Origin of the sequence: Janthinobacterium tructae, assembly GCF_006517255.1 — a bacterium.
Lineage (GTDB): Bacteria > Pseudomonadota > Gammaproteobacteria > Burkholderiales > Burkholderiaceae_D > Janthinobacterium > Janthinobacterium tructae.
Map to the genome: position 1 here is coordinate 5,762,576 of NZ_CP041185.1, position 21,596 is coordinate 5,784,171.

The 21,596-nt window shown below is 60.6% G+C and carries 22 protein-coding genes; 10 read left to right on the forward strand and 12 right to left on the reverse strand.

Going from position 1 to position 21,596, the window contains the following annotated elements; all coding sequences use genetic code 11:
* The first annotated feature begins 6 nt into the window (after positions 1-6).
* The 3 genes from FJQ89_RS25345 to FJQ89_RS25355 are packed head-to-tail and all read left to right on the forward strand — an operon-like array spanning position 7 to position 1,246.
* The gene (locus FJQ89_RS25345; protein WP_034782199.1) at positions 7-195 is read left to right on the forward strand and encodes a DUF1653 domain-containing protein; all 189 of its coding nucleotides are present in this window, start codon (positions 7-9) and stop codon (positions 193-195) included.
* A 35-nt stretch (positions 196-230) separates the two neighbouring features.
* A complete protein-coding gene (locus FJQ89_RS25350) occupies positions 231-701 on the forward strand; it encodes a CreA family protein (protein WP_071079295.1) in 471 nt (156 codons plus the stop codon).
* Positions 702-712: 11 nt separating this feature from the next.
* Positions 713-1,246: a hypothetical protein gene (locus FJQ89_RS25355; RefSeq protein ID WP_205704532.1), complete on the forward strand. Its 534-nt coding sequence runs from the start codon at positions 713-715 to the stop codon at positions 1,244-1,246.
* Between the two features lie 185 nt (positions 1,247-1,431).
* Here the strand turns inward: FJQ89_RS25355 and FJQ89_RS25360 are convergent, their stop codons facing one another.
* Complete coding sequence (locus FJQ89_RS25360; protein WP_141172190.1) at positions 1,432-2,925, reverse strand: leucyl aminopeptidase; 1,494 nt, start codon at positions 2,923-2,925, stop codon at positions 1,432-1,434.
* Between the two features lie 67 nt (positions 2,926-2,992).
* Here FJQ89_RS25360 and lptF point away from each other — a divergent pair, with 67 nt between their 5' ends.
* From lptF to FJQ89_RS25380, 4 genes are read left to right on the forward strand one after another with little or no spacing between them, the layout of a single operon-like run.
* Positions 2,993-4,138 (forward strand): LPS export ABC transporter permease LptF, encoded by a 1,146-nt coding sequence (gene lptF / locus FJQ89_RS25365; RefSeq protein WP_141172191.1) that lies wholly within the window; start codon positions 2,993-2,995, stop codon positions 4,136-4,138.
* Positions 4,135-5,304, forward strand: coding sequence for an LPS export ABC transporter permease LptG (lptG, locus tag FJQ89_RS25370; protein WP_096234398.1), 1,170 nt, complete (start codon positions 4,135-4,137; stop codon positions 5,302-5,304). Before lptF ends, lptG begins: the two co-directional genes overlap by 4 nt.
* Entirely contained in the window at positions 5,304-5,711 is a 408-nt protein-coding gene (locus FJQ89_RS25375; protein ID WP_141172192.1) for a sirohydrochlorin chelatase, read from the forward strand. The genes lptG and FJQ89_RS25375 overlap by 1 nt, the downstream gene beginning before the upstream one ends.
* Positions 5,708-6,682, forward strand: coding sequence for a stealth family protein (locus FJQ89_RS25380; RefSeq protein ID WP_141172193.1), 975 nt, complete (start codon positions 5,708-5,710; stop codon positions 6,680-6,682). Before FJQ89_RS25375 ends, FJQ89_RS25380 begins: the two co-directional genes overlap by 4 nt.
* Here FJQ89_RS25380 and FJQ89_RS25385 read toward each other — a convergent pair.
* From FJQ89_RS25385 to FJQ89_RS25420, 8 genes are all read right to left on the reverse strand, one after another.
* On the reverse strand, positions 6,679-7,329 hold the full coding sequence (locus tag FJQ89_RS25385; RefSeq protein WP_141172194.1) for a hypothetical protein: 651 nt from the start codon (positions 7,327-7,329) through the stop codon (positions 6,679-6,681). The genes FJQ89_RS25380 and FJQ89_RS25385 overlap by 4 nt on opposite strands.
* Before the next feature lie 247 nt (positions 7,330-7,576).
* Positions 7,577-8,341, reverse strand: a complete 765-nt coding sequence (cobA, locus tag FJQ89_RS25390; protein WP_141172195.1) for a uroporphyrinogen-III C-methyltransferase — start codon at positions 8,339-8,341, stop codon at positions 7,577-7,579.
* Between the two features lie 29 nt (positions 8,342-8,370).
* On the reverse strand, positions 8,371-9,687 hold the full coding sequence (locus FJQ89_RS25395) for a sulfate adenylyltransferase subunit 1 (protein WP_141172196.1): 1,317 nt from the start codon (positions 9,685-9,687) through the stop codon (positions 8,371-8,373).
* Positions 9,687-10,598, reverse strand: a complete 912-nt coding sequence (gene cysD, locus FJQ89_RS25400) for a sulfate adenylyltransferase subunit CysD (RefSeq protein WP_099760183.1) — start codon at positions 10,596-10,598, stop codon at positions 9,687-9,689. The genes FJQ89_RS25395 and cysD overlap by 1 nt, the downstream gene beginning before the upstream one ends.
* Before the next feature lie 40 nt (positions 10,599-10,638).
* The gene (locus tag FJQ89_RS25405; RefSeq protein ID WP_141172197.1) at positions 10,639-11,355 is read right to left on the reverse strand and encodes a phosphoadenylyl-sulfate reductase; all 717 of its coding nucleotides are present in this window, start codon (positions 11,353-11,355) and stop codon (positions 10,639-10,641) included.
* A 9-nt stretch (positions 11,356-11,364) separates the two neighbouring features.
* Positions 11,365-11,925 (reverse strand): DUF934 domain-containing protein, encoded by a 561-nt coding sequence (locus FJQ89_RS25410; protein ID WP_141172198.1) that lies wholly within the window; start codon positions 11,923-11,925, stop codon positions 11,365-11,367.
* Positions 11,918-13,606: a nitrite/sulfite reductase gene (locus FJQ89_RS25415; protein WP_096234405.1), complete on the reverse strand. Its 1,689-nt coding sequence runs from the start codon at positions 13,604-13,606 to the stop codon at positions 11,918-11,920. Before FJQ89_RS25415 ends, FJQ89_RS25410 begins: the two co-directional genes overlap by 8 nt.
* A 69-nt stretch (positions 13,607-13,675) precedes the next feature.
* Positions 13,676-14,449 (reverse strand): sulfite exporter TauE/SafE family protein, encoded by a 774-nt coding sequence (locus FJQ89_RS25420; RefSeq protein WP_141172199.1) that lies wholly within the window; start codon positions 14,447-14,449, stop codon positions 13,676-13,678.
* Positions 14,450-14,609: 160 nt separating this feature from the next.
* On the opposite strand from FJQ89_RS25420, the gene FJQ89_RS25425 reads away from it, so the two are divergent.
* The 3 genes from FJQ89_RS25425 to FJQ89_RS25435 all read left to right on the forward strand — a co-directional run bounded on the left by FJQ89_RS25425 (position 14,610) and on the right by FJQ89_RS25435 (position 17,528).
* A complete protein-coding gene (locus FJQ89_RS25425; RefSeq protein ID WP_071078844.1) occupies positions 14,610-15,551 on the forward strand; it encodes a CysB family HTH-type transcriptional regulator in 942 nt (313 codons plus the stop codon).
* Positions 15,552-15,612: 61 nt separating this feature from the next.
* Positions 15,613-16,263: a class I SAM-dependent methyltransferase gene (locus FJQ89_RS25430; protein WP_141172200.1), complete on the forward strand. Its 651-nt coding sequence runs from the start codon at positions 15,613-15,615 to the stop codon at positions 16,261-16,263.
* Between the two features lie 317 nt (positions 16,264-16,580).
* Positions 16,581-17,528, forward strand: a complete 948-nt coding sequence (locus FJQ89_RS25435; RefSeq protein ID WP_141172201.1) for a porin — start codon at positions 16,581-16,583, stop codon at positions 17,526-17,528.
* A 45-nt stretch (positions 17,529-17,573) separates the two neighbouring features.
* Here FJQ89_RS25435 and FJQ89_RS25440 read toward each other — a convergent pair whose 3' ends face one another.
* The 3 genes from FJQ89_RS25440 to FJQ89_RS25450 form a co-directional block, all read right to left on the reverse strand.
* Positions 17,574-18,755, reverse strand: a complete 1,182-nt coding sequence (locus FJQ89_RS25440; protein ID WP_141172202.1) for a PAS domain-containing sensor histidine kinase — start codon at positions 18,753-18,755, stop codon at positions 17,574-17,576.
* A gap of 163 nt (positions 18,756-18,918) precedes the next feature.
* Positions 18,919-19,677: a LytR/AlgR family response regulator transcription factor gene (locus tag FJQ89_RS25445; protein ID WP_096234411.1), complete on the reverse strand. Its 759-nt coding sequence runs from the start codon at positions 19,675-19,677 to the stop codon at positions 18,919-18,921.
* A 63-nt stretch (positions 19,678-19,740) separates the two neighbouring features.
* Positions 19,741-21,033, reverse strand: coding sequence for a sensor histidine kinase (locus FJQ89_RS25450; RefSeq protein WP_141172203.1), 1,293 nt, complete (start codon positions 21,031-21,033; stop codon positions 19,741-19,743).
* Between the last annotated feature and the right edge of the window lie 563 nt (positions 21,034-21,596).

Genomic DNA, 21,596 nt, shown 5'->3' on the forward strand with positions numbered 1-21,596 from the left:
ACGGCGATGCGTTATCGACACTACAAGGGCGGCATTTATGAACTGGTGTGCGAAGCCACGCTGGAAGCGGATCTGACGCCGATGATCGTGTATCGCGCTGCGGACGGTTCCATCTGGACCCGGCCGAAAGACGTGTTCTTTCAACTGATCGAAGTCGAAGGCGTCATGGTCCAGCGTTTCGCTCCCATTAACTGATGGCCGCCTGCGTGCGTGCCCGGGATTATTTTCATATGCGTAAATTGCTGCCTGCCGCTTTGGTGCTGGGCTTTGCCTGCACCGCGGCGCATGCCGAAACCATCGGTTCGGTCGACACGGTGTTCAAACTGATCGGCCCTGACCACAAGATCGTCGTCGAAGCCTACGACGATCCCCGTGTCGCTGGCGTCAGCTGCTATCTGTCGCGCGCCAAGACCGGTGGCATCAAGGGCGCCGTCGGTCTGGCCGAGGACAAGGCCGACGCGGCCGTCGCCTGCCGCCAGGTGGGGCCGCTGCAATTCAAGGGCAAGCTGCCGCGCCAGGAAGAAGTGTTTACCGAGCGTGCCTCGATCTTCTTCAAGCATGTGCGCGTGGTGCGCATGGTCGACAGCAAGCGCAATGCGCTGGTCTACCTCGTGTATTCCGACCGCCTGATCGAGGGCAGCCCGAAAAACAGCGTCACCGCCGTCGCCGTGCCCGGCGACCAGCCGATTCCCGTCCGTTAAGCGAGCTACCCATGCGTGTGCCGCTGTCTGCTCCCCTTGCCGCCTTTGCTGGCGGGATGCTGCTGTTCGCTCTGGGCGGCTGCGCCACCTTGACCGGCAATACCGAGCAGATGGTGCTGGTGCAAACCATCCAGGACAACCGCGAGCTCAATGGCGCCGGCTGTATCCTCAGTAATGATGTGGGCAAGTGGTTCGTCACCACGCCGGGGCGCATTACCATCCGCAAGAGCCAGGAGCCTCTGAAGGTCGATTGCCGCAAGTACGGTTCACCCGCCATCGCCACGGACGATCACATCGATCCCAAGCTCAATGCCAGCGTCTGGAGCAATGTCATCCTGACCCTGGGCGTCGGCTATTTCGTCGACCGCAACACCGGCGCCGGCTTCGACTATCCATCGATTTTGACCATCGTCATGCAGGACCCCGCGCGCCTGGCGCCGCCGCCCGCGCCGATTCCGTTGCCGCCGCCTGCGGCCGCCGTGCCGGAAACGGTGGTGCAGCCGAAGGTGGCGCCATCGCCTTTGCCCAATCCTGTCGTCTACTGATTCAATGACACATAAAAAAACCGCCAGGTCAGTGACCGTGGCGGCTGTCTTCTTACGTAACGACGCCTGACAAAACCGTAGCGAGCGGGAGCTAGTGGTGGCCGAGAAGCGCAGCTGTACTTTATGTACAGCGAGCATCGCCGGCCGCCAATAGCCCCGCGCAGCAGGTTTGGCCTGGCGTTCTCTTAGACGCGGTTGATGAGGAACGTCGTCAGCAGGGGCACTGGACGACCGGTCGCGCCTTTTGCGCCGCCCGATTTCCATGCCGTGCCGGCGATGTCCAGATGCGCCCAGGTGTACTTCTTGGTGAAGTTTTCCAGGAACGCCGCTGCCGTCACCGAACCGCCGCCTGGCGTGCCGATGTTGGCCAGGTCGGCGAAGTTCGACTTCAGCTGCTCGTTGTAGGCTTCTTCGATCGGCATGCGCCATGCCGTGTCGCTCGACTGTTTGCCCGCTGCCAGCAGTTCATTGGCCAGCAGGTCATGCGCTGCGTCGCTGCGCGTAAACAGGCCGCTGTTGTGGTGGCCCAGGGCGACGACGCAAGCGCCCGTCAGGGTGGCGATATCGACCACGGCTGCCGGCTTGAAGCGTTCGGCGTAGGTCAGCGCGTCGCACAGCACCAGACGGCCTTCGGCGTCGGTATTGAGCACTTCGATGGTCAGTCCGTTCATCGAGGTGACGATGTCGCCCGGCTTGGTGGCGCGGCCCGATGGCATGTTTTCGCACGCGGCGATGACGCCGATGACGTTCAGCTTCAGGTTCATTTCGCCGATGGCGCGGAAGGTGCCCAGTACCGAGGCGGCGCCGCACATGTCGTACTTCATTTCATCCATGCCAGGACCGGCCTTGATCGAAATGCCGCCCGTGTCGAAGGTTATGCCCTTGCCGACCAGGACCACTGGTGCATCCTTTGCTTTGCCGCCCATGTGTTTCAGGACGATGAATTTTGGCGGCTGTTCGCTGCCGTTGGTGACGGACAGGAAGCTGCCCATTTTCAGCGCTTCGAGCTGTTTGCGGTCCAGCACTTCGACTTCGAACTTGTAATCCTTGGCCAGCTGCTTGGCCGTGTTGGCCAGGTAGGTCGGGTTGGCGACGTTGGCAGGCAGGTCGCCCAGCTTGCGCGTCAGGTCGGAACCGTTGGCAATGGCGATGGCTTGCGCCAGCGCGCCGCGCGTGGCTGCCGTTGCCGGCGCCGCCAGGGCGATCTTGCGCACGCCTGCTGGCGCCGGATCTTTTTTGCTTTTTTGCGAGTCGCAGCGGTATTCGCTGTCGTGGGCGGCTTGCACCACGCAACGGATTGCCCAATTTATGTCGCGCTCTTTCACTTCGGTCAGCGGTAATGCGATAATGGCGTCCGCAGCGCCCAGCGAGCCGAAAGCCTTGAGGGCCGCTTGTACACCGGTAGCGAAGCTTTTTTCGCTGACAGTTTCATCGCTGCCCATGCCTACCAGCAGAACACGTTCGGCGGCGACGCCATCGACTGCGCGCAGCAGCAAGGTGCTGCCTGGCTTGCCGCTGATGTCGCCGGACTTCAGCGCAGCCGAAATCGCACCCTTGCTGTCCAGCGATTTTGCCGCTGGCGACAGTTTTTTGTTTTCGAATACCGCAACCGCGATGCATCCGCTTTTGGCCGTGCCGAGGGTGCTCTTGGTATCGAATGCTTTTATGCTAAAGTCCATTTGGTTCTCCGTTTTCATTTACTAGTAACGTGTTACTCAACTAACTGACCCGAATTATAAACTCCGAATGATCTTTCAACGCGCCCTTCGACGTGAATTGGCTAGTGCCGCCGGGGCCACCTTCACTGTTTTATTCAGCATCCTGCTCACCTGGATGCTGATCGGTATTCTCGGCAAGGCGGCGGGCGGCAAGATTGCGTCGGCCGACGTCATGTCGCTGATGGTTTTTTCCGCCCTGATGCAGCTGCCCACCATCATCATCCTTACCGGTTTCATTTCGGTGCTGATGGTCGTCACGCGCAGCTACAAGGAGTCGGAGATGGTGGTGTGGTTCGCCTCCGGCCTGAGCCTGTCGCGCTGGATCTGGCCCGTGCTCAGCTTCGGCCTGCCGCTGGTGCTGGCCACCGGCGTCCTGAGCCTGTACGCCACGCCGTGGGCGCAAAAGAAAAGCGATGAATACGTGGCGCGCTTTGAAAAGCGCGAAGACCTGCAGAAAGTCACGCCGGGCCAGTTCCGCGAATCGGCCGGCAGCAACCGCATCTTCTTCGTCGAGGGCGTCAGTGGCGAGAAGAATGTGGTGCAGAACGTCTTCGTCAATACCGTCGATGAAAAAGGCAGCGCCGTCGTCGTCGTCGCCAAAGAAGGCGTGATCAATACCGACGCCAAGGGCGAACGCTTCCTGGTGCTCAAGAGCGGCCGCCGCTACCAGGGCGTGCCGACGCAGGCGGACTTCCAGACCATGGAATTCGAGCAGTACATCATGCGCATCGAGAGCAAGCAGCAGGAACTGGGCGCGGAACTGGGCGTGCGCGCCATGAGCACCATGGCGCTCATCGCCGATCCGAATCCCTACACCATGGCTGAATTGCTGTGGCGCGTCAGTGCGCCCATGATCGGCCTGATGCTGATCCTGCTGGCCATTCCGCTGGGCTTTGTCAATCCGCGCGCCGGCAGTTCGGCCAACCTGATCGTGGCCCTGCTGATTTTCTTTACGTACAGCAATCTTATCAAGGTCGTCGAAGCGAGCGTGAAACAGGGGCGCCTGACATTCGGCCTGGCCTGGTGGCCGCTGCACCTGCTGGCGGCACTGGCCGTGGTGGCGCTGTTCGTGTGGCGCCTGAATGTGAATCACCGCTATCATCCGCTGGTCCTGCTGGCGTCCTTCAAGCGCGCGCGGCGCGCCGGCAAACCAAGTAAAGCGGTATCGAAATGAAGATTTTACAGCGCTATTTTGCGGTCTCGATATTCCAGGCGGTGCTGTTCGTGCTGCTGGCCTTCCTGGCACTGCAAGCCTTCATCGACCTGACGGGCGAGCTGCCGAAGGTGGGCCGCAACGGCTACACCATCCAGTATGCCTTCCTGTATGTGCTGGTGCTGGTGCCGGGGCATGTGTACGAGGTGATGCCGATTGCGGCACTGATCGGCACGATCTACACGATGGCGCAGTTCGCGGCCAGTTCCGAATTTACCATCATGCGCGCCTCGAGCATGTCGACGGCGATGGCGGCCGGTTTCCTGTTCCGCATCGGTATCGTCTTCGTGGTCATCACCTTCATCTTTGGTGAGCTGATCACGCCGCGTACCGAGCCGCTGGCCGAACGCCTCAAGCTGACGTCGCGCGGCGCGGCCGTGTCGAGCGAGTTTCGCTCGGGCCTGTGGACCAAGGACATGGTCAAGAGCGACGGCCTGACGGGCACCGTCACCGGTTCGCGCTTTTTTAATGTGGGCGAAGCGCGTCCGGACGGCCAGCTGAAAAACGTCAAGCTGTATGAATTTGATACCGATATGCGTTTGCGCACCCTGACCGTGGCCAAGGGGGCGACGTATCAGGGCAATAATATCTGGCGCCTGACCGATGTGACGGAAACCTCGTTCTCGAACAGCGCGGCGACCTCGCCCGGCTTCGAACCGAAGCTGGCGAACTACTTTGGGCAGGAAACGAGCCTGGTGCGCACGGTACAGAGCGCCAGCAAGGACATGACGTCGGAAGTGACGCCGAAGATCCTGACGGTGTCGGCTTCCGATCCCGAGCGCATGTCGGCCAGCGAACTGGCCGTGTACACGCGCCACCTGGCCGAGAACAAGCAGGAAACCGAGCGTTTCCGCATCGCTTTCTGGAAAAAGCTGATCGATCCACTGGCCATCTTCGTGTTGATGGCGCTGGCGCTGCCGTTCGCCTACATGCACACGCGCAGCGGCGGCATCAGCCTGAAGATCTTCATCGGCATCATGATCGGCGTGAGCTTCATGCTGGTCAACACGCTGTTTTCGCATCTTGGGCTGCTCAGTACCTGGCCGGCCTTCCTGACGGCGGTGGCGCCGAGCACCCTGTATCTGCTGCTGGCGCTGGGCGCCTTGTGGTGGGTGGAAAGACACTAATGGAGACGAACGTGCAACAGGCACTGATCTTGTTTGCCCATGGCGCGCGCGCCGCATCGTGGGCCGCGCCCTTCGAGCGCCTGCGTGACCTGAGCCAGGCGCGCATGCCCGGCACCAGCGTGCACCTGGCCTTCCTGGAGCTGATGACGCCGCGCCTGCCCGAACTGGTGGCGACCCTGCTGGCCGAGCTGCCCGCCGGCGCCATCCTGGACGTTACCGTGGTGCCCGTGTTCCTGGGGCAGGGCGGGCATGTGCTGCGCGACTTGCCGCTGTTGCTGGAAGAATTGCGCCAGCAGCATCCGGCACTGCGCCTGAAGGTGGTCGAGGCGGTGGGTGAGAACGCCAGTGTACTGGCCGCCATCGCCGATTACTGCGTGGCGGCGCCAGGCTCCAGCCCTCTGCCTTGAGCGGCATCGACATCGACATCGTCTACCTGTGGGTTGACGGCGCCGATCCCGCCTGGCGCACGCGCCGGCAGCACGCCTATGCCGCCTGGGCGCAGGCGCATCCCGGCCAGTTGGCCCTGCACGGCAACGTGGCGGGGCGCTATCGCGACAACGGCGAACTGCGCTACAACCTGCGCGCGCTCGAGCGCTTCTTCCCCGGCCACGGACACATCTACCTGCTGACGGACCGGCAAGTGCCACACTGGCTGCGCGTTTCACCGCGCCTGACGGTGATCGACCATGCCAGCCTGATGCCCGGCGCCTCCCTGCCCGTGTTCGACTCCGGCCATATCGAATCGTACCTGCACCATATTCCCGGCTTGTCCGAACGCTTCCTGTACCTGAACGACGACGTATTTTTTGGCGCGCCGTTCGAGCCCGCATTCTGGTTTGGCGGGGAAGGGGAGGGGCGTCTGAGTGTGTTTACGGAGAGCGCGCTGCAGCCCGATTTGCAGGACTTGCGCGCCGACGTGGCGGCGCCCGTGAATTGCGCCACCTTGTCGCGGCAATGGTTGTCGGCGCAGTACGCCGATTACCGGCATGAACCGCGCCTGTATGCGCATGCGCCGCGGCCCATGCTGAAAAGCGCGCTGCATGCACTGGAAGGGCTGGCGCCGGCCATGTTTGCCAGCGTGCGCGCGACGGTGTTCCGTTCCTGGCAGGTGCCGGCATTGCTGCCCGACCTGGTGCCGCGCTGGATGGTGCATCAGGGCGTGGCGCGCTCGCGCATGCTCGACCCGCTGCATATTGCCAGTGGCGACGTGGATGCGCCGCGGCAGCTCGAGGAGCTGGCGGCGCGTTTCGGCCGTTTGCCGTTTTTCTGCATCAACGATACCTGCGACGAGGCCGACGATGACGATCCGCGCCTGCTGCGCGTGGCCGCGACCTTGCAGCGGCTGCTGCCGCTGCCATCCTCATTCGAAGGCGCTTAAGCCGCTTTCCTGTTTGGCGCCAGGCTGATGCGGGCGGCGGCCGTGGTGTCGGACAGCGACGCGAGGAACAGCAGCAAATAGGCGCCCAGTTCGAAGACTTCCTCGCCCAGCAGCGCGTAAGCGTCCGGCATGCCGTGAAATACCTTCTTGTCGAAAGGCCAGCCAGCGACCATCAGCAAGCCGCCGATGGCTGTCAGGATGGTGATGCGCATGCTGAAAATCTGCGGCGCAAGGGAAAACACCTTGCGCGCGCGCGGCGCGAAGAAAATCAGCACGCGTATCAGGATCAGCAATTCCACCACGCGCAGGGCTTTTTCAAGCTGTGCCCAGGCCGGTGCCGTACCGAACTGGTCGATATCGAGTTCGCGCAGCAGGAATCCGAACAGCAGGGCCGACAAGCCTGCATGCATGAGGAAACGCAGGGACTGGCGGTCAGGCTCTTGCCATGCGCGCACGCCGTGCACCGTACAGGCCAGGGCCAGGAACAGCGCCTGCAGCCATTCCAGTAAATGGTTTTCATCGTCGATATCTGGAAACACCGTCCACAGGGCGATGGAGGCAGCCATGCTCAGGAGTACTGCGCTGGCGACGCCGGCATTGCTGCGGCTGAGCGAAGTCAGGGCTTCGCGCACGGAAGTGAAATTCATGTGTGATCGTAAGGCTAAAGTTGCGCGGCGCGATATTGCAGCCTGCGGGCGCAGCTTTTTTCGGGGAGACTGCTGCGCGGTTCCCGTCAGCGGGGATGCCGCACAGCAAGCGCTATGGCGGGGTGTAGCGCAATTTTATTGCTATCACGCAACAACTTCTCGAGAAAAGATGCGGGTGCATCGTATCATGTTTCTTTTGAAGACGTCGGTTACTGACTTTAAAGTCGGTAAAATACGGTGTATTTATTCAGGCATGGCGCAGCAGAACAGCAGCCTCATCTTCGATGGCCTGGTGCGCGCGCATGGCCATGGCGTCGCCCAGCATCACCAGCACAGGGCCGTGGGTGTCGCCCAGGCCATGCGCCAGGGCGCTCAGCGTCAGGCGTACGATGCGCTGGTCCGGGCGGCTGCAGTTTTCAATCACCACCACGGGCGTGTCAATGTGCCGGCCTTGGGCCAGCAGGCGCTGCGCCGTGGCGATGGCTTCGCGTCCGCCCATGTATTGCACCAAGGTATCGCAGTCGGGAATGCGCGTCTGCTCAGGTTCGCCCGGCGCCGTGCTGGAGGTAAAGAAGGCCACGCTGCGCGAGACGCCCCGCTTGGTCAGCGGTTGCAAGGTGGCGGCGGCCGCCGCCAGGGCCGTGGTAATGCCGGGCACCACTTCGACGGCGATGCCCGCTTCTTCCAGCGCCCGCAGCTCTTCGTCGGCACGGCCGAACAGCATGGGGTCGCCCCCTTTCAGGCGCACGACGAGGGCGTGCTTGCGCGCATTGTCGACGAGTTGCTTGTTGATGAAGGCTTGCGCCGTCGACAACTGGCCGCAGCGCTTGCCGACCAGAATCTTTTGCGCCTGGGGACACAGCTCCAGCATCTCGCTTGTCACCAGCGCGTCGTGCAGCACGACGTCTGCTTGCGCCAGCAGGCGCGCGCCGCGCAAGGTCATCAAATCTTGCGCGCCGGGGCCGGCACCGATCAGGTAGACCTTGCCAGGGAGAGATGGGGAGCTGTTCATATGGCTGCCTTTCTTGGTCGAAACGCGGCTTACAGCCGAACCATACCGGCCGCGACCGTCTGGTGGGTCACTTCATCGATCAGGATAAACGCGCCCGTGGCGCGGATATCGGCATACGCGTCGGCTGCCAGCGCCTGCTGCACGTTCAGGCTGATGCGGGCGATGTCGTTCAGCTTCAAGCCTTCGGCCGGATGGCGCTGCTGCGTATTGATGTCGAGGATCGAATCGATCGCCGTCACCTTGGCCGCCGTCTGTTTCGTGCCGTGCTTGATCCAGTACTTGCGGCGCAGGTCCAGCGCGTCTTCGGACAGCCAGCACACGTCGGCCACTACTGTTTTCAGCAGGGTGGCAGGGCGCTCGCTGCTGGCCAGCAAGTCGCCGCGCGAAATATCGAGGTATTCATTGAGCAGCAAGGTGACGGACTGGCCCACCACGGCCGTTGGCAGCGAGCCGTCCAGCGTGACGATATCCTTGACCGTTGCCGTCTGGCCCGAGGGCTGCACCACCAGGGTGTCGCCGATGCTGACCTTGCCCGCCTCGATGCGGCCCATGTAGCCGCGGAAGTCGTTTGCTTCGTGGCCATTGTGGCGCGCCACCAGCTGCACCGGGAAGCGGAATGGCGTGTCGTGCGATTCGTCGTAGACGGACAGCGATTCAAGCAGTTCGATCAGGGTCGGGCCCGTGTACCAGCCCAGCTTGTCGCCGCGTTCGACGACGTTGTCGCCCGTCAAGGCGGACAGCGGGATCGGCGTGATGTCCTTCAAGCCCAGCGACTGGGCGAATGTGCGGTAGGCAGCGACGATGCGGTTATATACCGTCTCATCGTAGTCGATCAGGTCCATCTTGTTGACGGCGACGACCACGTGCTCGATCTGCAGCAAATGGGCAATCGTCGAATGACGTTTGGTCTGGATCAACAGCTCCACGCTGCCATCGTCACCGAGTTTGACTTTCGAGACGTCGATCAGGATGATGACGGCGTCGGCCGTGGACGCCCCCGTGACCATGTTGCGCGTGTACTGTTCATGGCCCGGCGTGTCGGCGATGATGAACTTGCGTTTCGGCGTGGCGAAATAACGGTAGGCCACGTCAATGGTGATGCCTTGCTCGCGTTCCGCTTCCAGGCCGTCCGTCAGCAGCGACAGGTCGACCGTGTCGCCCACCGTGCGCTTGTGCTTGGAGCGCGACATGGCGTCGAGCTGATCGGCGAAGATGCCCTTGCTGTCGAACAGCAAGCGGCCGATCAGGGTGCTCTTGCCGTCATCGACGGAACCGGCCGTGATAAAGCGCAACATGCCGCGTTCAACGCTGTCGGTGAGAGTGGTGTTGGAGATTGCTGCGTTCATTAGAAATACCCTGCTTTCTTGCGTTTTTCCATCGAGGCTTCGGAAGTCTGGTCATCCATGCGGGTGGCGCCCCGTTCCGTGATTTGCGTGATTGCCGTCTCGGCGATGATGGCGTCGACCGTGGCCGCATCGGACGAGACGGGGCAGGTGCACGAGATATCGCCCACCGTGCGGAAGCGCACGACTTGCGTTTCCACCGTTTCGCCTTCGCGTGGCGGCGTCAGATCGGTCAGCGGCACCAATAAACCGTTGCGTGGGATCACCTGGCGCTCGTGCGCAAAGTAGATCGGCGGCAATTCCAGCTTTTCGCGGGCGATGTATTGCCACACGTCCAGTTCGGTCCAGTTCGAGATGGGGAAGACGCGCATGTTTTCACCCGGATGCACGCGCGTGTTATACAAATCCCACAATTCGGGGCGCTGGGCTTTCGGGTCCCAGGCGCCGAATTCGTCGCGGAAGGAAAAGATGCGTTCCTTGGCGCGGGCCTTCTCTTCATCGCGGCGCGCGCCGCCGATGCAGGCGTCAAATTTGTATTCGGCAATCGTTTCCAGCAAGGTCACGGCTTGCGCCGCATTGCGCGAATCCGTGGCCGGGTTACGCAGGCGCACGGTGCCGCGCTGGATCGAATCTTCGACGGAGCCGACGATCAGGCGCTCGCCCAGTTCCGCCACTTTCTTGTCGCGGAACGTGATGACTTCCGGGAAGTTGTGGCCCGTGTCGATATGCACGAGGGGGAATGGAAACTTGCCTGGGCGGAAGGCTTTTTCAGCCAAACGCAGCAGGACGACGGAATCTTTGCCGCCCGAGAACAGCAGGGCGGGATTGGCCGATTCGGCCGCCACTTCGCGCAGGATGTGGATGGCTTCCGATTCAAGGCTGTCGAGGTGACGCTGGTTCAAAATATTGCTCATATGGTGTACTTTCTTGTTCTGCTGAGTCTGTTGTGTCTGTTCAGGCTGCCACGGATTTGATGCGTATCAACTTGCCGTCCACCATGTGCAGGCCGCATTCCTTGGAGTCCGGGTTTTCCCACCACCAGCGTCCGGCGCGCACATCTTCGCCCGGCTGCACGGCCCGCGTGCACGGTTCGCAGCCGATCGACGGGTAGCCCTGGTCGTGCAGCGCGTTGTAGGGCACGTCGTTGGCACGGATATAGTCCCACACATCCTGCTCGGACCAGTCGGCCAGCGGATTAAATTTTGTCATCGCGTGCGCCGGATCGTCTTCCTGCACGTGCAGTTCGGCGCGCGTGGTGGACTGGGCGCGGCGCTGGCCCGTGACCCAGGCCTTGTTGCCGGCCAGGGCGCGGCCCAGCGGCTCGACCTTGCGGATGCGGCAGCATTCGCGGCGCATCTCGACGCTGTTGTAGAACGCATTGAGGCCATTCTGTTCCACGTAGGCGGCCACCGCTGCGGGCTGCGGGCGGTACAGGGTGATGTCGTGGTCGTAGCGAGCCTTGACCTTGTCGAGCACGGCCAGGGTTTCCTGGTGCAGCCGGCCTGTTTCCAGGGAAAAGATGCCGATTGGCAGCTTTGCCTTGAGAATCATGTCGGTCAGCACCATGTCTTCGGCTGCCAGGCTGGACGCGAACACGGCCGGCGAGAATTCCGCGGCGATGCGTGTCAGCGTTTGCTCGGTGGCGTCAATCAAAGAAGTCAAATCGCTCATGATTGGTCCTCAGATGCCGGCCGCGTTGTCGAGGTCAGGATTCTGGCCTTCGCGCTGGTGGCGGCGGAACAGCGGCGATTTCTGATCCCACGAGGCTTGGTAGGTTTCTGAAAAGACCGATAAACCTTTCAGGGCGTCATGGATGCTGCGGTCGGGCCGCGTCGCATAAGCGTCAAAGCCTACCCTGTGCATGGAAAACAGCTGGTCGCGCAGCACGTCGCCGATGGCGCGCAATTCACCCTGGAAACCCAGGCGGGCGCGCAGGTTGAAGGCGATGGAATAGCCGCGGCCATCCGTGAATTTCGGGAAGTCCACGCCGATGACGGGCAGTTGCGCCACGTCGGCGGCCAGTTCTTCCGGGCGCTCGTCGCTGGCCAGCCAGACGCCGATGTCGGGCAGGCGCGCGGCCAGGGTATCGCGCTGGGCTTGCCACACGGGCAGCGGTACGATGACCTTGCCGGCAGGCACGACCACCGTTTCCGGCGTGTCGTTTTCATCGAGGCGCAGCAAGCCCCAGGTATTTGGCACCACGGCGGCGTTCTTGATGATTTCTTCGCGTACTTCAAACATATTCGTCTTCTCCCACCAGGTTGCCGACCGTGATCGGCGTTGCATATACGTGTTCCTTGAACGGCGCCAGGCCCAGGCGCTGGGCCGTATCGACGAAGCGCTCGCCTTCGTGGCGGTCGCGCACGTAGACGTGCAGCAGGCGGCCGATGACTTCAGGCATCTGCAGGGAAGAGAACGATGGTCCGATGATCTTGCCGATGGCGGCGTTGTTGCCTTGCGCGCCGCCGATCGACACTTGATACCATTCGCTGCCATCCTTGTCGACGCCGAGGATGCCGATGCTGCCCACGTGATGGTGGCCGCAGGCATTGATGCAGCCGGAAATATTCAGTTCGATCTCGCCGATGTCGTGCTGGAAGTCGATGCTGTCGAAGCGTTCCGCGATGGCGGCCGCGATCGGCAGCGACTTGGCGTTCGCCAGCGAGCAGAAATCGCCACCGGGGCAGCAGATCATGTCCGTCAGCAAGCCGATGTTCGGCGTGGCCAGGCCGTGCGCCTTGGCTTCCTGCCACAGCTTGAACAGTTTTGACTGCTCGACGTCGGCCAGCACCAGGTTTTGCTCATGCGTCACGCGCAGTTCGCCAAAGCTGTAGCGGTCGGAGAGATCGGCCGCGAAATCGATCTGCTCGGCCGTCGCGTCGCCCGGTGGCACGCCCGTTTTTTTGAGCGACAGCACCACGGCGACATAGCCGGGGCGCTGGTGTGGCTTGACGTTGCGCGCCAGCCAGTTCACATACGCCTTGTTGTCCGCGTGTTCGGCCTTGTAGTCGAGTTCCGGCAGGGCAAGGTAGGCGGGCGGATTGAAAAAGTCCGCCACGCGCTGCATTTCCTCGGTGGTCAATGTTTCCGGACCATCCTTCAAATCGACCCACTCCGCTTCCACCTGGCGCGTGAATTCTTCCACGCCGATGGCTTTCAACAGAATCTTGATGCGCGCCTTGTATTTGTTGTCGCGGCGGCCGTGCAGGTTGTACACGCGCATGATGGCCTGGATGTACGTCAGCAAATGCTGCCATGGCAGGAAGTCGCGCACGACGCTGCCCAGTATCGGCGTGCGGCCCATGCCGCCGCCGGCCATTACCTTGAAGCCCACCTCTCCAGCGGCGTTGCGCACGGCCGTCAAGCCGATATCGTGCACGGCGATGGCGGCGCGGTCTTCCTCTGCGCCATTGATGGCGACCTTGAATTTACGCGGCAGGGCGATGAACTCGGGGTGGAAGGTGCTCCACTGGCGCAACACTTCCGCATACGGGCGCGGATCGATGATTTCATCGGCGGCGACACCGGCGTACGGGTCCGATGTTGTATTACGGATACAGTTGCCGGACGTCTGGATCGCGTGCATTTCCACGGAAGCCAGGTCGGTCAGGATATCGGGAGTCTGTTCCAGTTCGATCCAGTTGAACTGGATGTTCTGGCGCGTGGTGAAGTGGCCATAGCCGCGGTCATACTTGCGCGCGATGTGCGCGAACATGCGCATCTGCGTCGACGACAGCAAGCCGTACGGCACGGCGATGCGCAGCATGTAGGCGTGGCGTTGCATGTACAGGCCGTTTTGCAGGCGCAGCGGGATGAATTCCTCTTCCGTCAGTTCATTGGCGATACGGCGCGCAACCTGGTCTCGGTACTGGGCGATGCGCTCTTTGATGATGAGGTGGTCGTACTGATCGTAATGGTACATATCAATTCCTAAAAAAGCCGGGGTACTGGAAGACTGCCTGGGATGATGTTGTGGATACTGCTCTTGTCTTTAATAGATTAGCTTTATTGCCACGCCGGTCAAGGTCATCGCCAGCAGCACTCTTAAAAACTGTTCCGGCACGGAGCGGGCCACCCAGGAGCCGAGCGTGATGCCGGGCAGGGAGCCGACCAGCAGCGAGGCCAGCAATTCCCAGTGGATGGAACCGAGCCACCAGTGGCCCAGGGCGGCGATGGCCGTCAGGGGGACGGCGTAGGCGATATCGGTGCCCGCCACTTCGGCCGAGGTCATGCGTGGATACAGCATCACCAGCAAGGTGGCGCCGATGGCGCCGGCACCGATCGACGAGACCGTCACCAGCACGCCCAGCACGGCGCCGGCGATGATGGTCGCGGCGGCAAGCTTGTTGCCTTGTAATTGTTTCTCAGGGTGCGCGTTGATCCAGGCCAGCATGCGGCCCTTGAAGATCAGCGCCACGACGGTCAGCAGCACGGAGGCGGCGATCGAGTAACGGATGATCTGGCCGATTTCCGGCGACAGGGTGCCGAACGATTTCAGCGCCAGGGTCGCGACGACGGCGGCAGGCAGGGCGCCGATGCACAGGCGCTTGACGATATCCCAGCGGATGGTGCCACGCAGGCGGTGCGTCAGGGTGCCGGCGCTCTTGGTGATTGAGGCGAACGCCAGGTCGGTGCCCACGGCCACGGAAGGCGGTACGCCAAACAGCAGGGTTAACAGCGGCGTCATCAGCGAGCCGCCGCCCACGCCGGTCATTCCTACGAGTAATCCTACGGCAAATCCTGAGACTATATAAGACAAAGTCATGCTTGCACCCCCAAAGTACCCGCAATAGTAATAAACTTAGTGTTTATTCCAAACTACTTAGTACGCATTTGCTTATATGCGATATGCGTATATGCATGAACGCAAAATCATGGGTAGGGCGGAAACTCGGTAAATTACGGCAATCTAGGGCAAACCAGCAATGAATCTCCATCAACTGCGCTTCGTGCGCGAAGCGGTTCGTCAGAACTATAACCTGACGGATGCCGCCAAGGCCTTGTTTACGTCGCAACCGGGCGTATCGAAAGCCATCATCGAGCTGGAGGAAGAGCTGGGCGTGGATATTTTTACACGCCACGGCAAGCGCATCCGCGGCTTGACGGAGCCGGGCCGCCTGGTGCTGGAATCGGTCGAGCTGATCATGCAGGAAATCGACAGCATGAAGCGCATCGGCAAGGAATTCGCGGCGCAGGACAGCGGCAGCTTTACCATTGCCACCACGCATACGCAGGCGCGCTACACCTTGCCCAAGGTGGTGCAAGCCTTCATGCTGAAGTTCCCCAAGGTACGCTTATCTTTGCTGCAAGGCAACCCACGCCAGATCGCCGAGATGGTGCAGCGCGACCAGGCCGATCTTGCCATCGCCACGGAATCGATTGCCGCCATCGATGGCCTGATTACCTTGCCCTGCTATCAATGGGAGCACGTGGTGGTGGTGCCGGTCGACCATCCGCTGCTCAAATCGAAGTCCGTAACCCTGGAAGAAATCGCTGCCTTCCCCCTGATTACCTATGACAGCGCGTTTGCCGGACGCAACAAGATCGACCACGCTTTCGTGCTGCGCGGCCTGAAGCCGGACATCTTGCTGGAAGCCATCGATGCCGACGTCATCAAGACTTATGTCGAGTTGGGCATGGGGATTGGTATCATAGCGGGTATGGCCTTTGATGCCGAACGCGACAAAGGCTTGCGCTCCATCCCTGTCGGCCACCTGTTCGGCATGAATGTGTCGCGCGTGGCCGTCAAGCAGGGCGCGTATTTGCGCAGCTATATTTATACCTTTATCGAGTTGCTGACGCCGACCCTGAACCGCAAGCTCATTGAGCAGGCGATGAGCGGTGATAAAGAGCACTACGAACTATAACAATGCATGAAGTCGGCCGGGCGATGTGCCTGGCCAAGATTATTTAAGAAGAGAAGAAACAATGATTACCGATCAGCTTGCCAAATATTACGCCACCATCGCGCAGCAGTACGAGCGCGTCTATGACAAGCCCGAACGCCAGGAAGACCTGGAAGTGTTGCGCGACAAGGTTGCCGACGTGCTCGAAGGCCACACCGTGCTGGAACTGGCCTGCGGTACCGGCTACTGGACGGAAGTGGTCGCCGAGTCGGCCGAGTCCGTGCTGGCCACCGATATCAACGATGAAATGCTGGCGCTGGCCCAAGCCCGCGGCTTGCCCGACAACGTCACCTTCGCCAAGCTCGACGCATTCAACTTGCCCGATGACTTGCTGGGCAAGTTTACGGCTGTGTTCGCCGGTTTCTGGTGGTCGCACGTCAAGCGCGAAGACCAGGACAAATACCTGAAGCAATTGCGCAACAAGCTGGGCAAGGACATCCTGCTGGTGCTGATCGACAATTCTTATGTTGATGGCAGCAGCACGGTCATCGCGCGCACTGACTTGCTGGGCAATACCCACCAGTTCCGCACGACGGATGCCGGCGAGCGCTATGAAGTGCTGAAGAATTTCCCGTCGGATAGTCATCTGCGCAAGAAGTTTGCCCACTCGGCCCGTGAAATCCGCATGAAGCGCCTGGAATACTATTGGCTGCTGAGCTGCCGTCTGAAATAAAGCTGATCTTTCTATATGGTAGGTCGGATTAGCGGCGCAGCCGCGTAATCCGACACCGCCGCCTTGCCAACAAGGTTGTCGGATTACGCGTGGCCTTGCCCCGCTAATCCGACCTGAGGTAAATTGGCCTCACGCCGTATGAACCGCCCTCGGGCGGTTTTTTTTCGCCTGTTGTTTTTATCTGACACGATGTTGTGCCAAAAAGCAACATATTGTCGATGTCATATTGTTGAAGTATTTCGTGGGCATGATTCGGTTCAGCAGCTAAGCAGCTCAGCAGCAGCTCAACTTGTCCAACCTAATGTAGAGAATCTCAAGTGAAAAAAATTACTCTGGCAGCATTGATCATCGGCACCTTCGCAGCAGCTACGGCGCAAGCACAATCGAACGTTACCGTGTATGGTCTGGTTGACCTCGGTATCGCCAAGACCACTGGCCAGCCGACGGTGCAACGCGAAAACAATGCGTCGCGCCTCGGTTTCAAGGGTACGGAAGATCTGGGTGGCGGCCTGTCCGCAATTTTCAACCTGGAAAGTGAATTCCTGGCCGACACCGGCGCGCAAAAGGGTGTGTTGTTCGACCGTCAAGCTTACGTGGGTTTGAAAGGCGCGTTTGGTACCGCCATTCTGGGCCGCACCAAGAATCTGGTCGATGGCACCATCGCCCGCGTCGACCCATTCAACACCTACGGCGTGGTTGGCAAGAACAATGAAACCCTGCTGCGTTCGGGCGTCGGCTCGTCGCGCGTGAACAATGCCGTGACCTACAACAGCCCAAGCTTTGAAGGTTTCGTGGGCAGCCTGCAGTACGTACTGAGCGAAGTCAACAGCGCTGACGCAGGCGTGATCGGCCTGGCAACCTACGACAATGGCCCGATCAGCTTGCACGCCGGCTACGAGAAAGCCGTGCAAGCAACGGCAACGGCCGCCAAGCCTGATCTGTGGTCCATCGGTGGCGGCTATAAATTCGGCCCGGCCAAGATCACGGCCGCCTACTCGAAAGGCGACACCAAGGTGGCTGCCAACGGCGAATTCAAGTCCTACCTGATCGGCCTGAACTACACGGTTGGCGGCGGCGATGCCAAAGTGTCGTACGGTAAGCAAGAGCAAAGCAACAACAAGGTCAAGGATCAGGACACCATCAAGGAATTCGGCGTCGGCTACGATTACCACCTGTCGAAGCGTACCGACGTGTACGCCTACGCTGGCCGCGAGCGCGTCAAGTCGCTGACTTCGTACCAGATCGGCCTGGCACACAAATTCTAAGTATCATTCGATGTGATGGAGTGGAGGCGCCTGCGGGCGCCTTTTTTATTGCGTTGCGGCTTCTGCCGCCCCGGCATGCATGGGCAGCGAGATGTCGATGCGTGTGCCGCCCAGTTCGTTATCGGCGCCGATATGGATGCTGCCGTTCAAGCCCCACACCCGCTCGCGCATGCCCAGCAGTCCCAAGGCCGCAGCTTTTTCCAGGTCATGTTCGGCAATGCCGCGGCCGTCATCCTGAATGGTGATCGCCAGCGAGGAATCGATGCGGTGCAGGGCGATGGTGATGTGGCTGGCCTCGGCATGGCGCGCGATATTCGTCAGCGCTTCTTGCACGATGCGGTAAATGGCCGTGCTGCGCGCGTCGTCGAGCACGAGGTCGGCCTCGTCGGCCAGCAAGTCAAAATGGATGGCGCGGCGCAACAGAAAGTCGTGGCGCAATTTTTGCAGCGCGAAATACAAGCCTCCTTCATCGAGCGCGCGTGGGCGCAGGTTGCTGGCGATGCGCCGCAGCGAAGTGATGGCCGTCACCAGCAAGCCATCCATGCTTTGCAGCAACGCTTGCAGGGACCCGGTGGTGTCCGAGTGCTGGCGCACCAGGGTCAGGTCGCCGCGCAGGGTGGCCAGCAATTGCCCCAGGTCGTCATGCAGTTCGCGCGCGATATGCTTGCGTTCCTCTTCGCGGATCGATTGCAGAGCGCTCGACAATTCACGCAATTGCGAAAAGGAGCGGGCCAGCTGTTCATGCATCTGCTGGCGCGCGCTGATATCGCGCACGATGATGGTAAACACACTATGGCCGTCTTCTTGCATGGCCGAGAGCGAGCCTTCGAGGGGAAACATGGCGCCATCGCTGCGCCGTCCCGTCAGGGTGTAGTCGGTGGCGCGCCGGCCCGTCAGGCGCAGCTCCTGGCTGATGTCGCCAAACGGTGGATCGCCCTCGTGCCTGCCCAGGCTGCGCAAGTCGCGCAGGATGTAGTGGCCCAGGTGCCTGCCGCGCATGCCGGCCGGCGTGTCGTCGAACAATCTGGCTGCCGCCGCGTTCGCATGCAGAATGAATTGCGCGCTATCGATACTGATGATGGCGTCGCTGGCGCTGTCGATGATGGCTTGCCCGCGCGCCTGCTGTTGCCGGCGGGCTTTCAGCGGAGGAAACAAGCACAGCAATAGCGCCGCCGCCATGCCCAGCGGCAGGATGCGCAGCAGTGTGGGACTGCCTCGGTCTGGCATATGGGCTTCTCCTTGCGAACGTGAACGAATGCAGGGCAGGAATGATGGACGGGACTTTATGTAGCCTATGCCTGCTGGGGCGGCGCGGCTTGATGTGGCGCAGGAAGGGGGGAGGAAGAGATCAAGGCGCCGCGCCGGCATGGGCCGGGCGGCAGCGAGCGACTTACATTTGCTTGAACAGGTGCAAGAAGCTACGGCTCACTTCGAGCTTGTCGGATTTGCCTTTGATGAGTACCAGGTGGCGGCCGCGGATGTCGCGCGTCACGCCTTCGATGGCATTCACGTTGACCAGGGTAGCGCGGTGGATTTGCCAGAACAGCGCAGGATCGAGCTCTTCTGCCAGATCGCGCACGGGCTTGCGGATCAGTGCCTCGTACTTGGCGGTTTGCACGCAGGTGTATTTCTCGTCCGAACGGAAAAATAAAATCTCTTCCACGGGGATCATGCGCAAGTCCTGACCGATGCTGGCCTGTATCCATTGCAAATAGGTGGGCTTGGCCGTGATTTTCTCCGCCAGCTGCGACAGCATGGCCGTCACGCTGCTGTTGACGTCCAGCGCAGGCTTGTTCAAGTGCGTTTTCAGGCGCTCCACCGTCACCAGCAAGCGCTCATGCTCGGGCGGCTTGAGCACATAATCGACGGCGCCCCGCTCGAAGGCTTCGACGGCGTGGGTATCGTAGGCCGTGACAAAGACGATATGCGTCTTGCTGCCAATCACTTGCGCCGCCTCCATGCCCGTCTTGCCCGGCATGCGGATATCGAGGAAGGCAAAGTCGGGCTTGAGTTGCTCCACCAGTTCGATCGCTTCGTCGCCATTCTTGGCTTCGCCAATGATTTCCAATTCGGGCCAGGCCTGGCCCAGGCGCAGGCGCAGCTGGTCGCGCATCAGTCTTTCGTCGTCGGCAATAATAGCGGTAGGCATAGGTCTCAAGTGTGAACAGGCGAAGATTGATTATTCAATGATTTAGCGTTTTTATCAACTGTCTTATTTAGACAGCTGATATGGCACTTCGATCACGGCGCATACACCGCTGGGCTGGTTGGGCGTGATGGTCAGGCTGCCCTGGTCGCCATGCAGCAGCTTCAGGCGTTCGCGGATGGTGGGCAAACCCAGGCCCGTGCCATCGCTGGGCACCACGCCAAAGCCCAGGCCGTCATCGGTGACGATAACGCGCAGCTTGCTGTGCGCCACTTCGGCCACGATGCGCAGGGTGCCGCCTTCCGGCTTGACTTCCAGCCCGTGCTTGATGGCATTTTCCACCATCGATTGCAGCATCATGGGGGGGAATGCGGCGCTGCGCAGGCCATCGGGAATCTGGAAATCGACGGTCAGGCGTTCTTCCATGCGCATTTTCAGCAGGTTCAAGTACGCTTGCACCATGTCCGCTTCGCGGCCCAGGTTGGTAATCAGGGCGTTGTCGCGCATTTGCGGCAACACCGCGCGCAGATACTGGATCAGGCTGCGCTGCATCTTGGCCGCGCGCGGTGGATCGACCTGGATCAAGTGTTCGACCGAGGCGAGTGTGTTGAACAGGAAGTGCGGCTCGACTTGTGCCTGCATCATCTGCATCTTCGCTTCGCTGAGCTGGCGCTGCATGGATTCGCGTTCGGCCGCCTCATTCGCCGTGACAGTTTCCGCTTCGGCGCGTTTTTTGCCGCCAACCAGGGCTTTCATGGCGAACAGGGCCAGCACCAGCAAGGATACAAAACTCTTGAACCAGGTGGACGCTTGCTGGTGGTAACGCGACACTTTTTGTTCCGCAGCATCATCGACCGCTTCTTCGATGGCATTTGACAGCTCTTCGCCGATTTGTGGTGGCAGTTCAATATGGACTTCTTCCCCCGAGGCATTGGTGGTTACTGGATAGCTGGGTTTGGCGGGGGCGGCCGGTGGTTGAGGCGGCTCTGGCGGTACGGTACTGGCTTGGGCGTCCGCCTCGGCGGCATCGGCCGGATCGCTGGCCGCGTCGGCCGCGCTGCTGCGCCGGTTCTTGCTGTTGCGGGGATTGAAATGAATGCCGGTATCGTCGATCAGGATATTGGTTTCGCCCGTGCCCTTGCTGCTGCGTTTATGCGACTTGATGACCACTTCTTCGTCCGGGCTGGACGAGAACAGCTCATCTTGCAAAATGGAGCCGGCGATCAGGGCCAGCGCCGCGAACAGGAAAAATTTCCACCAAGATAGTTGGGTAACCCAGGTTGTCGTCGCGTCGAATGCCCGTTGCACCCAAGCGAGGATGGTTTTCAATAATTGGGGCAAGCTGGAAATCGGAAGCATGGTGGCACTTTCAAGTACAAGAGTTAATCGACGCAGCGGGCAAGTTTAACCCCTTGTTGAGTAGCGTCAGAGTCTGATGTTGCCACTGTGCCTAAAGACCACGAAGTGCGCCAGTCGATTGCGACAGGCTGCACAAAAAGGCGCTTGAAGTGAAGGCAAGGCTTGCTGGGCGGTGAGGGGAGGCTGCGGCATCAAAATAGCCCTTGCGGGACGCGCAGCCCAAGGCTATAATTCGCCCCCTCGCTGAACGATGCATGCAAATGCTGAGTTAAGTGGGTAAAAAAGAAGGTTGACGAAATGCTGAAAAAGCTTCATACTCTTCCTTCTTCGCAGCTGACAAACACAACGCTTTGTCGATAGCGCGAAAGTAGCAAATAAGCAGTACCGAATACAGTTCTTTAACAATTAACAGTCGATAAGTGTGGGCATTTGATGTAAGTGCAGCGTCAATCTTCGGATTGGCGTCTAACTTAAAATATCAAATGTTCACAAGAAATAATGAAATAGGCGCTACGCAAGTAGTGGCCTGTCAGTTTTTTGAGTGAGCGACCCGTCGCAAGACG

Bases quoted from the DNA above. Each gene is read 5' to 3' on its own strand.
- FJQ89_RS25345 (WP_034782199.1), top strand. From the start codon at position 7: ATGCGTTATCGACACTACAAGGGCGGCATTTATGAACTGGTGTGCGAA.
- FJQ89_RS25350 (WP_071079295.1), top strand. From the start codon at position 231: ATGCGTAAATTGCTGCCTGCCGCTTTGGTGCTGGGCTTTGCCTGCACC.
- FJQ89_RS25355 (WP_205704532.1), top strand. From the start codon at position 713: ATGCGTGTGCCGCTGTCTGCTCCCCTTGCCGCCTTTGCTGGCGGGATG.
- FJQ89_RS25360 (WP_141172190.1), bottom strand. From the start codon at position 2,925: ATGGACTTTAGCATAAAAGCATTCGATACCAAGAGCACCCTCGGCACG.
- lptF (WP_141172191.1), top strand. From the start codon at position 2,993: ATGATCTTTCAACGCGCCCTTCGACGTGAATTGGCTAGTGCCGCCGGG.
- lptG (WP_096234398.1), top strand. From the start codon at position 4,135: ATGAAGATTTTACAGCGCTATTTTGCGGTCTCGATATTCCAGGCGGTG.
- FJQ89_RS25375 (WP_141172192.1), top strand. From the start codon at position 5,304: ATGGAGACGAACGTGCAACAGGCACTGATCTTGTTTGCCCATGGCGCG.
- FJQ89_RS25385 (WP_141172194.1), bottom strand. From the start codon at position 7,329: ATGAATTTCACTTCCGTGCGCGAAGCCCTGACTTCGCTCAGCCGCAGC.
- cobA (WP_141172195.1), bottom strand. From the start codon at position 8,341: ATGAACAGCTCCCCATCTCTCCCTGGCAAGGTCTACCTGATCGGTGCC.
- FJQ89_RS25395 (WP_141172196.1), bottom strand. From the start codon at position 9,687: ATGAACGCAGCAATCTCCAACACCACTCTCACCGACAGCGTTGAACGC.
- cysD (WP_099760183.1), bottom strand. From the start codon at position 10,598: ATGAGCAATATTTTGAACCAGCGTCACCTCGACAGCCTTGAATCGGAA.
- FJQ89_RS25405 (WP_141172197.1), bottom strand. From the start codon at position 11,355: ATGAGCGATTTGACTTCTTTGATTGACGCCACCGAGCAAACGCTGACA.
- FJQ89_RS25410 (WP_141172198.1), bottom strand. From the start codon at position 11,925: ATGTTTGAAGTACGCGAAGAAATCATCAAGAACGCCGCCGTGGTGCCA.
- FJQ89_RS25415 (WP_096234405.1), bottom strand. From the start codon at position 13,606: ATGTACCATTACGATCAGTACGACCACCTCATCATCAAAGAGCGCATC.
- FJQ89_RS25420 (WP_141172199.1), bottom strand. From the start codon at position 14,449: ATGACTTTGTCTTATATAGTCTCAGGATTTGCCGTAGGATTACTCGTA.
- FJQ89_RS25425 (WP_071078844.1), top strand. From the start codon at position 14,610: ATGAATCTCCATCAACTGCGCTTCGTGCGCGAAGCGGTTCGTCAGAAC.
- FJQ89_RS25430 (WP_141172200.1), top strand. From the start codon at position 15,613: ATGATTACCGATCAGCTTGCCAAATATTACGCCACCATCGCGCAGCAG.
- FJQ89_RS25440 (WP_141172202.1), bottom strand. From the start codon at position 18,755: ATGCCAGACCGAGGCAGTCCCACACTGCTGCGCATCCTGCCGCTGGGC.
- FJQ89_RS25445 (WP_096234411.1), bottom strand. From the start codon at position 19,677: ATGCCTACCGCTATTATTGCCGACGACGAAAGACTGATGCGCGACCAG.
- FJQ89_RS25450 (WP_141172203.1), bottom strand. From the start codon at position 21,033: ATGCTTCCGATTTCCAGCTTGCCCCAATTATTGAAAACCATCCTCGCT.